The organism is Thermodesulfobacteriota bacterium, assembly GCA_040755095.1.
GTDB lineage: Bacteria > Desulfobacterota > Desulfobulbia > Desulfobulbales > JBFMBH01 > JBFMBH01.
Genome location: JBFMBH010000028.1, coordinates 22,530 through 36,691 on the forward strand (window position 1 = coordinate 22,530; position 14,162 = coordinate 36,691).

At 66.5% G+C, this 14,162-nt stretch carries 11 protein-coding genes; 7 read left to right on the forward strand and 4 right to left on the reverse strand.

Features of this window, described 5'->3' with window-relative positions; all coding sequences use genetic code 11:
- Positions 1–248: 248 nt before the first annotated feature.
- Complete coding sequence (locus AB1634_06495; GenBank protein ID MEW6219172.1) at positions 249–926, forward strand: DUF2934 domain-containing protein; 678 nt, start codon at positions 249–251, stop codon at positions 924–926.
- 29 nt (positions 927–955) lie between these two features.
- Here AB1634_06495 and AB1634_06500 read toward each other — a convergent pair whose 3' ends face one another.
- The 4 genes from AB1634_06500 to AB1634_06515 form a co-directional block, all read right to left on the reverse strand.
- Positions 956–2,521 carry a nicotinate phosphoribosyltransferase gene (locus tag AB1634_06500; GenBank protein ID MEW6219173.1) on the reverse strand — a complete coding sequence of 522 codons (1,566 nt, stop codon included), beginning with the start codon at positions 2,519–2,521 and terminating at the stop codon, positions 956–958.
- Positions 2,522–2,629: 108 nt separating this feature from the next.
- Complete coding sequence (locus tag AB1634_06505; protein ID MEW6219174.1) at positions 2,630–2,833, reverse strand: hypothetical protein; 204 nt, start codon at positions 2,831–2,833, stop codon at positions 2,630–2,632.
- A 184-nt stretch (positions 2,834–3,017) separates the two neighbouring features.
- Positions 3,018–3,659 (reverse strand): nicotinamidase, encoded by a 642-nt coding sequence (locus AB1634_06510; GenBank protein MEW6219175.1) that lies wholly within the window; start codon positions 3,657–3,659, stop codon positions 3,018–3,020.
- Positions 3,660–3,685: 26 nt separating this feature from the next.
- Complete coding sequence (locus AB1634_06515; protein MEW6219176.1) at positions 3,686–4,231, reverse strand: hemerythrin domain-containing protein; 546 nt, start codon at positions 4,229–4,231, stop codon at positions 3,686–3,688.
- 505 nt (positions 4,232–4,736) lie between these two features.
- Here AB1634_06515 and AB1634_06520 point away from each other — a divergent pair.
- The 6 genes from AB1634_06520 to AB1634_06545 all read left to right on the forward strand — a co-directional run.
- Complete coding sequence (locus AB1634_06520; protein MEW6219177.1) at positions 4,737–6,134, forward strand: TolC family protein; 1,398 nt, start codon at positions 4,737–4,739, stop codon at positions 6,132–6,134.
- Positions 6,135–6,253: 119 nt separating this feature from the next.
- Entirely contained in the window at positions 6,254–7,735 is a 1,482-nt protein-coding gene (locus AB1634_06525; protein MEW6219178.1) for a TolC family protein, read from the forward strand.
- A 36-nt stretch (positions 7,736–7,771) separates the two neighbouring features.
- On the forward strand, positions 7,772–9,097 hold the full coding sequence (locus AB1634_06530; protein MEW6219179.1) for an efflux RND transporter periplasmic adaptor subunit: 1,326 nt from the start codon (positions 7,772–7,774) through the stop codon (positions 9,095–9,097).
- Positions 9,098–9,151: 54 nt separating this feature from the next.
- Positions 9,152–12,694: an efflux RND transporter permease subunit gene (locus tag AB1634_06535; GenBank protein MEW6219180.1), complete on the forward strand. Its 3,543-nt coding sequence runs from the start codon at positions 9,152–9,154 to the stop codon at positions 12,692–12,694.
- Positions 12,695–12,757: 63 nt separating this feature from the next.
- Positions 12,758–13,354 carry a hypothetical protein gene (locus AB1634_06540; GenBank protein ID MEW6219181.1) on the forward strand — a complete coding sequence of 199 codons (597 nt, stop codon included), beginning with the start codon at positions 12,758–12,760 and terminating at the stop codon, positions 13,352–13,354.
- A gap of 570 nt (positions 13,355–13,924) precedes the next feature.
- Positions 13,925–14,162: DJ-1/PfpI family protein (locus AB1634_06545; GenBank protein MEW6219182.1), on the forward strand; the 238-nt coding region annotated here is incomplete at its 3' end.

Here is a 14,162-nt window from a genome sequence, read left to right on the forward strand (position 1 = left end):
CCGGGCAAGCGGGGATGCCACTGCGCCTCCAACCCCGCCAGGCAAGAAGTCGGCCCGGGGTCCGTGTATGCAGCCCTGCCCGGAACCAAGCAGATCCCGTGCCGGCCGGTCCGTCCGGAGGCCGGCCGGCCGCGGCGCCGCGCCCCCGGCCCCGGGGGCGGCCATGGAATGGAACTTGCTGCGCCAACGGCAGGCCCCGCTGGCGGTCAGCCATCCGGGGCACGGCCACCACGACGAGGAGGAATGCCATGATCAGTGCTTGGCTGCACGACGTGCCGGCAGGGGAAATCGATCCGGAGACCCGCCGGAAGATGATCGCCGAGGCTGCCTATTTCCGGGCCCAGAAGGCGGGGGCGGCCAGCGACCCCCTGGACAACTGGCTGGCGGCGGAGCAGGAGATCGATCGCCAGCTGGCCGAGCAGGGCAGGGGCGCCCAGGAGGAGGAGCTGGCCGCCTTCAAGAGGCTGCGCCAGGAGCTTGCGGCGATCCTGGCCGCGGCCAAGGGCCGGCTCGAAGCCGACACCTTCAGCCAGGCCCTGGACAAGGCGAAGGCCGAGGTGAGCCGGCTGGAGGGGTTCACTGCCGAGTCGGTCAGCAGGGCGGCGGAGGCCGTTAGAAAGGAGTTTGCCCGCAGCATCGAGAAGATGGACAGCGGCTGGCACTCCGTCTCCATCCGAACCGTGGACTTCTTCAGCGTCTGGAGCCGCCGCAGCGCCCAGTTCCTCACCCAGGCCGGCGCGGCTGCGGACGCCTGGCTGCACGAGATGCGGGAGAAGGTGGCACCCCACACCTTTCACAGCGGCGACATCACCTCGGGCGGCCACTTTGTCTGCACCTCCTGCGGCCACCTTGTCCATCTGGAGAAGGCTGGCCACCTGCCCCGCTGCCCGGTCTGCGACCACTCCACCTTCCGGCTGGAACCCTGAAAAGCCCTTGGCCGGTGGCGCTGCGGCCGCTATTCCGGGTCCGGGCTCCTCCCCTTCCGGGCGGCGGCGATCAGGCGCTGCTTGAGGTCCCACAGGCGGCTGCTCAGGGAAACATGGTAGACGTGGGGGTTGATGAGGCGCCGCACACCGGCGTCCAGCCGCTCCTCGTCGAGCTGCCGGCGTTGGCGGAAGACGGCGATGTCCTGCGGCTCCTGCACCGGGGTGCCGTCCCGGACCACATCGACCAGGAGCGGCTCCAGCCCGGAGAGGGCGCCCGGCTCCAGGTGCCGGCGCTTGCCATGATCCACCGGGTGGTGCAGGGTGAGGTCCTGGTCCGCAGCCGGCTGTTCGTCGTCCAGGCAGACCAGGTCGGCGAAGGCCTTGCCGCGCCGGTCATAGAGCCGCCAGACCTGTTTCCGGCCCGGATTGATCGTCTTGGCCGGGCTTTCGGAGATCTTGATGGCCGGCTGCCATTGGCCGTGCCACTCGATGCCCACCAGCTTGTACACCCCGTCCAGGGCCGCTGCGCCCTGGGAGGTGATGAGGCGGGTGCCGACCCCGTAGACGAGCCGGCCGATCAGGGCCTCCGGCTCCACGCCGGCTCGGCCGGCCTCGCCGCGGATCTGGCTTACGATCTGCCAGATCACCAGCTCGTCGAGCTCGTTGGACAGCACGATACGGGCCTCGGGAAAGCCGGCCTCGTTGAGCATCCTGGCCGCCTGGATGGCAAGATAGGCCAGGTCGCCGGAGTCGAGGCGGATGCCCACGGGCTGGTGCCCTTGGCGCCGCAGCTCCTCGAAGACCCGGATGGCGTTGGGCACCCCGCTGTCCAGGGTGTTCACCGTGTCCACCAGGAGCAGACAATCGTCCGGGTAGACCTCGGCGTAGGCCCGGAAGGCCGCCAGCTCGTCGCCGCCCAGGGCCATGAAGGCCTGCACCATGCTGTGGGCGTGGGTGCCCTTGGGCGGCAGGCCCAGGACATGGGAGATGCCGGCGTTGGAGGAGAAGTCGGCGCCGCCGATGAGGGCGGCCCGCGCCCCGGCATTGGCGCCCCGCTCCGGGGCCCGGCGCAGGCCGAACTCCAGCACCTGCCCGCCCCCGGCAGCAGCACGCACCCGGGCCGCCTTGGTGGCGATGAGGGTCTGGTAGTTGAGCAGATTGAGGAGCGGGCTTTCCAGGATCTGCACCATGGCCAGCGGGCCGGTGGCCACGGTCAGGGGGGCATTGGCATGCACCACCCGGCCTTCCGGCACTGCCGCCAGGCTGATGGCGCCGAAATGGCCATGGCCGGCCAGCCAGGCCAGAAAATCCTCGGCAAAGAGCGGGGCGCCGGTCCGGCTGCGCATGCCGCGCAGACAGGCAAGATCCTCCGGCCGGAAGCGGGCACTGGCCAGCCAGTCCACCAGCCAGCCCAGGCCGGCACTGACGCAGTAGCCGGCCTGATGGGCGCCGTAGTTGGGGTACTTGCGGAAGAAGTGGTCGAACTGGGCCCGCTTTTCGTGGATGCCCGCCCGGAAGTAGAGCTGGGCCATGGTCAGCTGGTACTGGTCGGTGAAGAGGATCCCCTCCGCAGTCCGGCGCTCGTTCGGGTTCATGACCTGTCTCCGTCTTCTGCTCCGCGGCCCCGCGCCGTGCCGGCCGGCTGGCAATCGGACCCGCCGGACAGGTCGGATCCGGGATCAACGTCCGGCGGCCGCCGGTCTTCACCACAGATCGGCCAGGGCCGGCCGGCGATCACCGATCGCCGCGGGTGCCGCCGGGGCGGCCCGCACCCCCCCGGCCGCCGCCGGCCGGCGTGAGAGCCCTTCGTGCCTTCGTTTCGCCCTCTCCTCGCCAATCATCCGCTCCAGCTCCACGAAGGTCCTGGCGAGCATCTCCTCGGGACTTGTTGCTCTTCCTTCAGTCATGGCGCTCACCGTGCCGGCTTGCCGCCGGGGGCAAGGAGGGATAAGACGAACCGCAGAATGTCCAACAAGGAATATCGAAGGATGAAGGGACCGGTCGTTGACGTTTCGGATCAGTTCCTGCCGGTCCCTTGACGCGGTTGGACATTCCTTGTTCGACATTCGATATTCGCTTCTGTCATGCCCGTCAGAGGAGATCCTCGGCGCTGCCCAGGGCCACGCCGTGGCTTTGCAGCTCGCGGCGCACCGGCTCATCGCTGTTCGGATCCACCGGCCGGCAGGCGTCCCAGACGAGGATCGTCCCGAAGCCGGCGCCCACGGCGTCCAGCGCTGTCCAGCGCACACAGATATCCCGCGCCAGCCCGCACAGATAGACCTGCTCGATCCCCCGGTCCTTGAGGTAGCCGGCCAGGCCAGTCGGCCGTGTCCTGCCCTCCTGGTCGGGGGTGCTGCCAAAGCCGCTCACCGCCTCGACGTCCCTGGCGGTGCCCTTGCGGATCAGGGCATCGAGTCGTACCCAGGACAGCCACGGGGTCAGCTCGGCGCCCGGCGTTCCCTGCACGCAGTGGTCGGGCCACAACGTCTGGCGCTGGCCGCGGCTCTCCAGGGACTCGAAGGGCCTGGCGCCCGGGTGGCTGGAGGCAAAAGAGACGTGGCCCGGCGGGTGCCAGTCCAGGGTGGCCACCACGGTATCGAACCGGAAGGAGGCCATGAGGGCGCCCACCGCCGGCAGAATCCGGTCGCCGTCCTCCACCGGCAAAGCCCCGCCGGGCAGGAAGTCGGTCTGCACATCCACCACCACCAGCGCTGCCTTTGTGCTGCGGCCCATCGTTCCCTCCCCACGGCTGGCGCCTTTCATGCCTCTTCCAGGGCAGCGACTACGGTCTGGTATTTTTCGTGAATCATGCCCTGGTCGAACCGAAGGAAGGCCTCCAGGAGCTGCCGGTCCTCCTCGGGGCTGAGACAGGCCCGGGCGGCAGGGAAGAACTGCCGGTCCTCCTTGTCGATGTGGGCGGGATAAAGATCGACCAGGGTCTGGAGCCCGGCCGTAATCTCGGCCAGGGCCGCCGGGTCGCCCTGCCGGTGCCGGGCATTGGCCGCGACGAGCTGCCCGTTCACCGCGCGGCTGCGGGCATGCTCCTGGACCAGCTCCGCCATGAGCTGGCGGTCCGGCTCGGTCAGGGGCCGGCTCCGCAGCTCCTGGAAGAGGATGTCTTCCTCTTTGCCGTGGTGGGTCCGGTCGGCATAGGTGTGGATGAAATCCGTCACCAGGTCCAGCCGCCGGGGATCGATCCCCTGGCCGGCCTTGGCGTCTCGGAGCATGCGGCCCATGGCTGCAATGGTCCGTTCGATCAGCCGATGCTCGATCATCAGCAGTCCCCGTGCCTGCACGCTCGTCACCTCGGTCGCCTGGTTCTGGCTTCGGCCGCCCCATGAGTGGTCCGCTACAAGTTGCATGCCAGGGACCCGATCGGGCCTCTGGCCCGGGTGGTGCGGCCCGACGCTTCATTCTCCGGCTCGCCTTTCGCGGTACAGGCCGGGGACGGTCGGCTGGTGCGCTGCCCGCATCGGCTGCCGCCGGTGGGCTTCTTGCGTCCACCCTGGCAACAAGAATGCCAGGGCCGTTGGCCACCTGTGCTCCGGCAGGGACGATCCCGGACTTGGCCAGCGCCGCGCCCCGTCTCGGACGACAGGACTTCCTCCTGGCGCACAGGACACCGGGGAAAGGCCCCGCCGCCCCCGGCAAGGGGCCGGTCGTCCGGCGGGCCGGTGCCTGGCCGGCGGACGCCAAGGCATTCCGGCCACCTGTTCTGGTACGAGTGTTGCTGCTGGAAGGGAGCAGGTGAGCAAACGGAGGAGTCCAGCCGGTCCATCACAGATGCCCCAAAAAGGATCAGAGCCGGCCATGATGGCCTTTCCCGGCAACGGCGATATTCGACATCCTTTGTTCGACGTTCGATTCTCGCTTCTCTTTCTGGCCCTGTGTCTGGGCATCACCCCCGTGGCAACGGCCGGGTTGGCCGGCCAGGACGGCGACCGGCGGCTCTTTGAAGAAAGAATGAGCAGTGGACCGACCCCTGCCGAGCTGGCCAGCTACGCTTACGCCGCCAACCCCGCCATCGCCTCGGCCCGTGCCGCCTGGCGGGCCGCGGTCGAGCAGTACCGCGTGACGACCGGGCTTCCCGATCCCCAGGTCATGGGGACCTGGTATCCGGATCCGATCGAGACCCGTCTGGGGCCGCAGGACTGGAACATCACCGTGACGCAGATGTTTCCGTTTCCCGGCACCCTGTCCAAGGCCGGCGAGGTGGTGCGGGCGGATGTCCGGGCGGCCCAGCTTGAGCTTGACAAGGCGGTGCGCGACGTGGTCGCGCAGATCCGGGAATCGGCCAGCGAGCTTGCCTACATTCGCGGAGCCAAGAAGGCGCTCGACCAGAGCCGGGACCTTCTGGATCAGCTTCGGCGCGTGGCTGAAACCGCGTATGCCGGCGACCGGGCCACCCTCACCGACGTGGCCAAGGCCCAGTCCCAGTCGGCCCAGCTCATGTACGACCGGCTCCTGCTTGACGAGCTGGAATCGACCGAGATCGCCCGACTGAACGTCCTCTTGGACCGCGCGCCCGATGCGCCTGTCGGCCCGGTGGCGATGGAGCGCGCGCAGCTTGCCTTCTCTTTTGCGGAGATCAGCGACGTGGCCCAGATGAACCGCCAGGAGATCGCCATTGCCGGCGCCATGGTCGAAAAGGCGCGGGCCAAGGCAGGGCTGGCCTGGTACCAGTCTTTGCCCGAATTCAGGGTTGGCCTCTTCTACGGCGGCATCGGCGAGCCGGATGTCGCCGTGCGGCCGGCCGAGGCCGGACGCGATGCGGTGGGCATACAGATGGGCGTGAGCATCCCTCTTTGGCTGGGCAAGTCGGCAGGCCGCATCGAGCAGGCCGAGGCGGAGCAGGCCAAGGCCGAGGCGATGCGCCGCCTGCAGGTCAACGACACCAGGGCGATGATCAGCGCGGCCTGGTTTCGTTTGCAGAACGCCGGCCGTCTCGTCCGGCTCTACCAGGATCAGTTGATCCCGCAGGCGGCCCGATCCATGGAGCTGGCCGAAACCTGGTACCGGCAGGGCCAGGGGAGCTTCTCTGACTACGTGGAGACCCACGGCGTCTGGATCAACTTCCAACTGGCGCTTCTGCGGGCTCAAGCTGACCACGAAAAGTATCTGGCCCGGCTCGAGCGCCTGGCCGGCCGCAGCCTGACCTGGCGCGAGAGCGGCGACCAGGAGCCGGCAAGACCGGAGGCGGCGCCGTGAAGGGATTATTGGACTTCGTGGCTCAGGTCTTGTCCAGGAGCGCTGGCACGGTCGAGTCTGTCTTTGCTGTGGTGATATTTTTCATGACAACAGGCACGGTCGCAGCCGGATACCGCGAGATGCTGGGAGACTGGTCCTCCTACGAGCCACCGGTCTTTGTTGCGGCGGGTAGCGGGCTGGTGTCCGGAGAGGCTGCGGCACCGTCCCCGGATGACGCCTTCACCCGGCAGAAGAAGAGCCTGGAAGAGATGCAGGCGAGCTGGGAGCAGGCCTTGGCGCAGCCATCTCCCGCCGAGGCCTTCTACCGCCTCGACCCGGGCCTTCTCTCCCAGCTCGGCCCGGCTGCCGGAGACGCGGCCGCGGCTGCAGCTCGGCTTTCCGGCGGATTCTCCCTGGAGGCTCTCGAAGGCCTCGTCCTTCTTCGCAACCCTGGCATTGCCGCGGCAGGAGCCCGGCTGCGCGGAGCCATCCAGCAGTACAGCCAGGTGTCCGCGCTTGATGACGTTCTCCGCCAGTACTCGGCCTTCACCGAATCGCTCATGACCGGCGTTGGGCCGATGAAGGGCAGGGAGCCGATCGACAAGCGCTTCCCGTTTCCCGGCGTTCTGGCCTTGAAGGGCGAGGTGGTGACACAGGCCGTGACAGCCGAAAGGGAAAAGCTGGAGATCGCCAGACGCTCCGCGCTCACCATGGCCAGGAAGGCCTGCTGGAGCCTGACCTTCTCGCACCAGGCAAGCCGGATCATGGACAGGATGCTCGGGCTTCTTCGCCACCTGGAGGCCGTGGCCGCCACCCGGTACGAAACCGGCAAGACGAGCTTTCAGGACGTGATCAAGGTGCGGATCCGCCGCGAGACAGCCGAGGACGAGCTGAGGACGATCGCCGAGAATACCGCCACGCTCCGGGCCAGGATCCGGGAGCTCGTGGATCTGCCGCCGGACGCGGCCATCGGCGCGCCCCTTCTCGCGGAGCCTGCCGGTTGGACCGCTCGGCCCGAGGCGCTCTATCCCGTTGCCCTCCAGCGCAGGCAGGAGATCCGGTGGCTGGAGGCAGGAATCGCCAGGATGGAGCGGATGATCGAGCTGGCTGAAACGATGATCTACCCCACCGATACGCCTGGCTGGTCATTCTACGACGATGAGGCGGTGAATCAGGTGGGCAGCGCGGCGATGCAGGAGCCCTTTGGCGTGACCACCACGGCGTCCATGGGCGCAGGACTTCCGAAGATGCCCTGGATCGGCACGAACGACGCCTATCTCCGGGAAGCCAGGCAGCAGCTTGCCGCCATGAAGAGCGAGCTCCGGAAGCTCAAGGACGCCACGCTGTCGGGCGTTCGCGAGGCCTGGTTCAGGCTTGACAAGGCCCGCCGCCAGCGGGAGCTGCACAGGGACCGGATCGTGGGCCTGTCGCAAGCCGCGCTCGATGTTGCAACCAGGGGATACGAAACCGGAAGCGTGGGCTTTGCCGACGTCATCGCGTCGTATGCCGATTGGCTTTCGGCCAACCTCGCGGCCGAACGGGCACGCGGCGACGTGGGCGCGGCCCTGGCCGAGCTGGAAGAGATGGTTGGTCTGTCGCCGCTGGTGGCCAACAATCCGTAGGGACGCATGATCTCGTGGAGACGGCAGGTGCAAACGATGCATAGGAAATCGCCGCTCGTGGTGGCGGCTTTGACGGCCGTCGCGACCCTGGCCATTGCCGGGGGCCTGGCGTGGATGACGGGCCATCTGGGGCCGCGACCCGCGCCGCCCGTACCGGCCGGCGACAGGGCGGCAGCCGCCGGCAAGGAGCGGAAGGTCATCTACTGGCGGGCGCCCATGAACCCCCTGGAGATCTACGACAAGCCGGGCAAGAGCAAGATGGGCATGGACCTGGTGCCGGTCTACGAGGACGAGGTGGCGGGCGGAGCTGATGTCACGGTTGACCCGGTCATGCAGCAGAACATGGGCATCCGCACCGCCGTGGCGGAAAAGGGGCCTCTTGCCCGTACGATCCGCACCTACGGCCATGTGACCTCTGACGAAACCCGGACGGCCCAGGTGAGCCCGAAGATAAGCGGCTGGGTCGAGAAGCTCCACGTCGACTTCACCGGCCGGATCGTGAAGAAGGGCGATCCGCTCTTCGACATCTATTCGCCCGAGCTGGTGACAGCCCAGGAGGAGTACCGCGTGGCGCTCAGGAGCCTGGCCGGTATGCCTGGCGACAGCGGCAGGGACCTGCTCCAGTCGGCCCGCCGCCGCCTGGAGTACTGGGACATCCCCGACGAGGAGATCCGCGCCATCGAGACGACCGGCAAGGCAAGAAAGACCCTGACGATCCGCTCGCCCTTCAGTGGCGTGGTCATGATGAAGAACGTGGTGGAGGGCACATTCGTCAAGGCAGGCACCACCGTTTACAACATCGCCGACCTTTCGCGCGTATGGGTCGAGGCGCATATCTACGAATACGAGCTGCCGTGGGTTGAGAAGGGCCAGGAGGCGCGGATGACGCTTCCCTACGAGCCGGGCCGGGAGTACGTGGGCCAGGTGGCCTATGTCTATCCGTATCTCCAGCAGAAGACCCGCGACGTGGTGGTCCGCCTTGAATTCGAGAACCCCGACCTGGATCTGAAGCCCGAGATGTACGCCGACGTCCGGATCATCAACCAGGGGCTTGGCCAGGGCCTGCTCGTCCCGGCCGAGGCGGTGATCCGTTCCGGGGAGCGAAACGTGGTCTTCGTGACTCGCGGCGACGGAAAATTTTCGCCGCGCGAGGTGACCCTCGGCGTCACGGTTGGAGGCGGCCGGGTTCAGGTGCTCACGGGACTGGCGCCGGGCGAGGTGGTGGTGACCTCGGGCCAGTTCCTCCTTGATTCCGAGTCGAAGCTCAAGGAGGCGGTCCAGAAGATGCGCGAGCCGGAGAAGGCGACGCCGGAGAAGGCGAAAAAGCCGAGCGCGGACGAGGACTTCTTTGAGGACATGTAAGAAAGGCCACGATCGAGCCCCGAATTCGTCTGTACCCGTCCTGGACGACAACCCATGATCGAGAAGATCATCGAATGGTCCATCCGTCACCGGTTCATGGTGATCCTGGCCACGCTGTTTGTAATCCTGGCCGGCGTGCTGGCGATGGTGAGCACGCCACTGGACGCCATCCCGGATCTCTCCGATGTGCAGGTGATCATCTACACCGATTATCCCGGACAGGCGCCTCAGGTGGTGGAGGACCAGGTGACCTACCCTCTTACCACCGCCATGCTCGCAGTCCCCTACGCCAAGGTGGTCCGCGGGTATTCGTTCTTCGGCCTCTCCTTTGTCTACATCATCTTCGAGGACGGAACCGACCTTTACTGGGCCAGATCGCGCGTGCTCGAATATCTGAGCTTCGTGGCAGGACGGCTGCCCCGGGGCGTAACCCCTACCCTGGGGCCGGACGGCACCGGCGTGGGCTGGATCTACGAATACGTGCTCAGGGATACCACCGGCACCCACGACCTGCAGGAGCTGCGCTCGATCCAGGACTGGTATCTCCGGTACGAGCTCACCGCCCTTCCGGGTGTGTCCGAGGTGGCCAGCGTGGGCGGCTTCGTCAAGCAGTACCAGGTGGAGGTCGACCCCAACAAGCTTCTTGCCTACAACCTGCCGATCCAGAAGGTCCGCGCCGCCATACAGAGGGCCAACAACGACGTGGGCGGCCGGCTGATCGAGATGGGCGAGGCCGAGCTCATGGTCCGGGGCCTGGGATATATCAGGTCGCGGGAAGACCTGGAAAAGGTGGCCGTGGCCGTGGATGCCATGGGCACACCGGTTCTGCTGAAGAACATCGCGAACATCCAGATCGGCCCGGAGCTGCGGCGCGGCATTCTGGAATGGAACGGCGAAGGCGAGGTGGCCGGCGGCGTTGTGGTGATGCGCGTGGGCGCCAACGCCCTCCAGGTGATTAGGGGTGTGAAGGAAAAGCTCAAGGAGCTCGAAAAAGGCCTGCCCGAGGGCGTGGTCATCGAGGCCGGCTACGACCGGTCGGGGCTGATCGAGCGGGCTGTGGCCACCATGAAGGGCAAGCTGGTCGAGGAAATGACCGTGGTGGCCCTCATCTGCGTCATCTTCCTGCTGCACATGCGGTCGGCCTTTGTGGCGATCTTCACGCTGCCGGTGGGTATCCTGATCTCGTTTCTGATCATGTATCCGCTCGGTATCAACGCCAACATCATGAGCCTTGGCGGCATCGCCATAGCTATCGGCGTGATGGTCGACGCCTCGGTGGTGCTGGTGGAAAACGCCCACAAGCACCTGGAGCGCGAAGCCGGCCGGCGGCCTCATATCGAGATCATGGTGGATGCGTCGAAGGAGGTGGGGCCGGCGCTTTTCTACAGCCTGCTCATCATCGCGGTCTCCTTCCTGCCGGTGTTTGCGCTGCAGGAGCAGTCGGGCCGGCTGTTCCGGCCCCTTGCCTATACCAAGACCTTTGCGATGGCGGCAAGCTCGTTTCTGGCGATCACGATCATCCCGGTGCTCATGACCTTTTTTGTCCGGTCCGAGGTCTTTTCCCCTGGGACCTCCGCAAGGCGCCGCCGCCGCACCTGGATCATGGCCGTGGCCGGCCCGCCGGTGCTGGTGATCCTGGGCGGGCTCGCCGGGGTGGAGCTTCCGGACTGGGCACTGGTTGGCGGTCTTCTGGTCTCGGCCTTTGCGGCGGTCACCCTCATCCCGCAGCAGACGATCGCCGAAAGCCGGCACCCGCTGAGCCGCTGGCTCATCCGGTGCTATCTTCCGGTCATCCACGCGGTGCTCGAATGGCGGAAGACCACGGCGGTGGCGACCGTGCTCATCGTGCTGTTCACCTGGTTTCCTCTGGCGCGCCTTGGAAGCGAGTTCATGCCGCCCTTGAACGAGGGCGACCTGCTCTATATGCCGACCACGCTACCGGGTCTGTCCACCACCAAGGCCAGGGAGCTCCTGCAGCAGACCGACAAGATCATCCGGAGCTTCCCGGAGGTGCATCACACCCTGGGCAAGATCGGCCGGGCCGAGACCGCCACCGATCCGGCGCCGCTTTCGATGATCGAAACCACCATCATGCTCCGGCCGCAGGTGGAGTACGAAGAGATACCGGTTGCCCGTTTCTTCTCCGGCTGGCCCGGCTGGCTCAAGGAGCCGCTCACCTGGGTCTGGCCGGAGAAGAAGCAGGGGCAAAAGCTCCACGAATGGAGAAAGAGGAAGGTCGACCGCTTCTTCTCCGGCTGGCCGGGCTTCCTGAAAGAGCCTTTCACGTGGATCTGGCCGGAGGAGCGCCACATCACTGTTGACGAGCTGGTGGATGAGCTGAACCAGGCGATCCGGTTTCCCGGGCTGACCAACGCCTGGACCATGCCGATCAAGACCAGGATCGACATGCTCTCGACCGGCATCAAGACGCCGGTGGGCATCAAGCTCATGGGGCCGGACCTGCAGACCCTTTCGGACCTCGGTGCGCGGATCGAGGCGGTGGTGCGCCAGATCCCCGGCACGCTCTCGGCCTATTCCGAGCGCGTGACCGGCGGCAACTACCTGGACTTCAGGATCGACCGCGACGAGATCGCCCGCTACGGCCTGAGTGTGGGCGACGTGCAGGACGTGATCATGTCGGCCATCGGCGGCATGAACGTGACCTATACGGTGGAAGGGCTGGAGCGCTATCCGGTGAGCCTCCGCTACAGCCGCGAGCTCCGGGACGACGTGGAGAAGCTTCGCCGCGTGCTCGTGCCCACGCCCACCGGGGCACAGGTGCCGCTTGGGCAGTTGGCCGAGCTTTCGATCCACAAGGGTCCGCCGGGAATCAAGAGCGAAAACGCTCGCCGCACAGCCTGGATCTACGTGGACCTGAAGGGCGTGGACGTGGGCAGCTACGTTGAGCGGGCCAAGGAGATCGTCGGCCGGGAGGTGGGGTTTCCGCCGGGATATTCGATGGTCTGGTCCGGCCAGTACGAGTACATGGAACGGGCGCGCCGCACGTTGAACGTGATCGTGCCGGTTACGCTCATCATCATCTTCCTGCTTCTCTATGTCCACTTCGGCGAGGTGACCGAGGCGGCGATCGTGATGGGCAGCCTCCCGGCGGCCCTGGTGGGCGGTATCTGGCTTTTGTACCTTCTCGGCTACAACCTGTCGGTGGCGGTGATCGTCGGATTCATCGCCCTTGCAGGTCTGGCCGCTGAGACCGGGGTGGTGATGCTGGTGTATCTGGACGAATCATTCAAGCGGCGCCGGGCCCAGGGGCGGATGCGCACCAGGGCCGACTTGAACGCCGCGATCGTGGAAGGCGCGGTGGAGCGGGTACGGCCCAAGCTCATGACCGTGTCGACTACCCTGATCGGCCTTTTGCCCATCATGTTCGGCACCGAGACCGGCTCGGAGGTGATGAAGCGGATCGCCGCGCCCATGGTCGGCGGCCTGATCTCCTCCACCATCCTCACGCTCATCATCATTCCGGTGGTGTACTACTTCTGGAAGGGCTGGTCCCCGGACGTCGCCCTGGTTGAAGGACCGGAAGCGGAGGAGTCCGAGGCGAATAGCCAGGAACGAGCAACGGATAAGGAGGGGTGAGGAACGAAAATCGAACAGGGAATGGCGACGGCAGGACAATTCACACGTACGAGGAGAACCCACATGAACAAGACCGCAATGAGGACCTTCACCGCCGTGGCGGCGGCCGTGGCGCTGACCGCCACCGCCCATGGTGGCATGAACGCTGGCGGGATGTCCGGTGGCCATGACGACATGTCTGGCCGCCAGCAGGGGATGTCCGGGCAGCAGGCCACGCCCGCGGGGAGCGGAATGTCGGGTCACACAGGCATGACCGCGCAGCACGGTATGCCGGAACATGACAAGGCGGTGGAAGACAGCGGGCCGAAGGCTACCGAGATCCATACGTCGGAAACGGACGGCTACAAGCTGTCCTACGGTCTGATCGACATGAAGAAGATGGAAGGCTCCTCCATGGCGGGCCACGACATGAGCCAGATGAAATCGCACCACCTGGTAGTCTCCCTTCGCGGGCCGGATGGCAAGCCCATCGAGGATGCAACGGTCGGCTACCTGGTGACCGGCCCGGACGGCGTCGAGCAGAAGGCGATGGCCATGAGCATGGGCGGCGGCTATGGCGCGGACGTGGACCTCTCGAAGAAGGGGGTCTACACCATCAAGGCCAAGGCGGTGGTGGGTGAGCGGAAGCTGATGGATGAGCTCACGTATACCGTGCAGTGACGGCGGGGACGGATGGAGCTTGGCGCGCCACCGCACCGCCATGAGCCCTGCCGGTGATGCACGCAGATGCGCCACGTGCGGGGGATCATCCGGCAGGCACGGGCCGCGGGTGCGCCACCGCACTCTGAAGAAACAACGGCCACCAGAGCGGGCTTCCGGGCGGTTCATTCATTTTGGCGCCCTGGGTATGGCAATCTACAGGTCCCATGGCTCCCATGGCCCATGGGACGTATAGGACCTATAGGACCTATGGGCGGCCACCATGGCGAACTTCCGGCGTTTCACCCATTCGGGTGCGCCCCGCGCATGGCAACTCTCCCCCATCCGGCGTCTGCTGCACCCCCGATCCCCCCTGCCGGAGGTGCTTCATTTCTCCGGCAGCATCGTCTTCTGTATTTCCATCATCCCCTTCGTCATTACAAGTTGCACGCCAGTGACCCCTGGCCTCAGGTCGGGCTTCTGGCACAGGATTGGTGTGGGGATCAGGCGACCCCCCATGCGCGGGGGGGAGTGCCGGGGCAGATCGGTGCCGGCTGCCTTCAAGAGATGCCGCAAAGGGAGGACAAGGATATGCAGCTCACGGGCAAGAAGGTGATCATTCTGGCGGAGACCCTGTACAACGACCTGGAGCTCTGGTACCCGTACTACCGTCTCAAGGAGGCCGGGGCCGAGGTCCACATCGTGGGCCCCAGGGCGGGGCAGGTATGCACCGGCAAGGCCGGGCTGCCCGTACGGGCCGACAAGGGGATGCAGGAGGTGGTAGCGGCCGACTACGATGCCATTGTCATCCCGGGCGGCTACGCGCCGG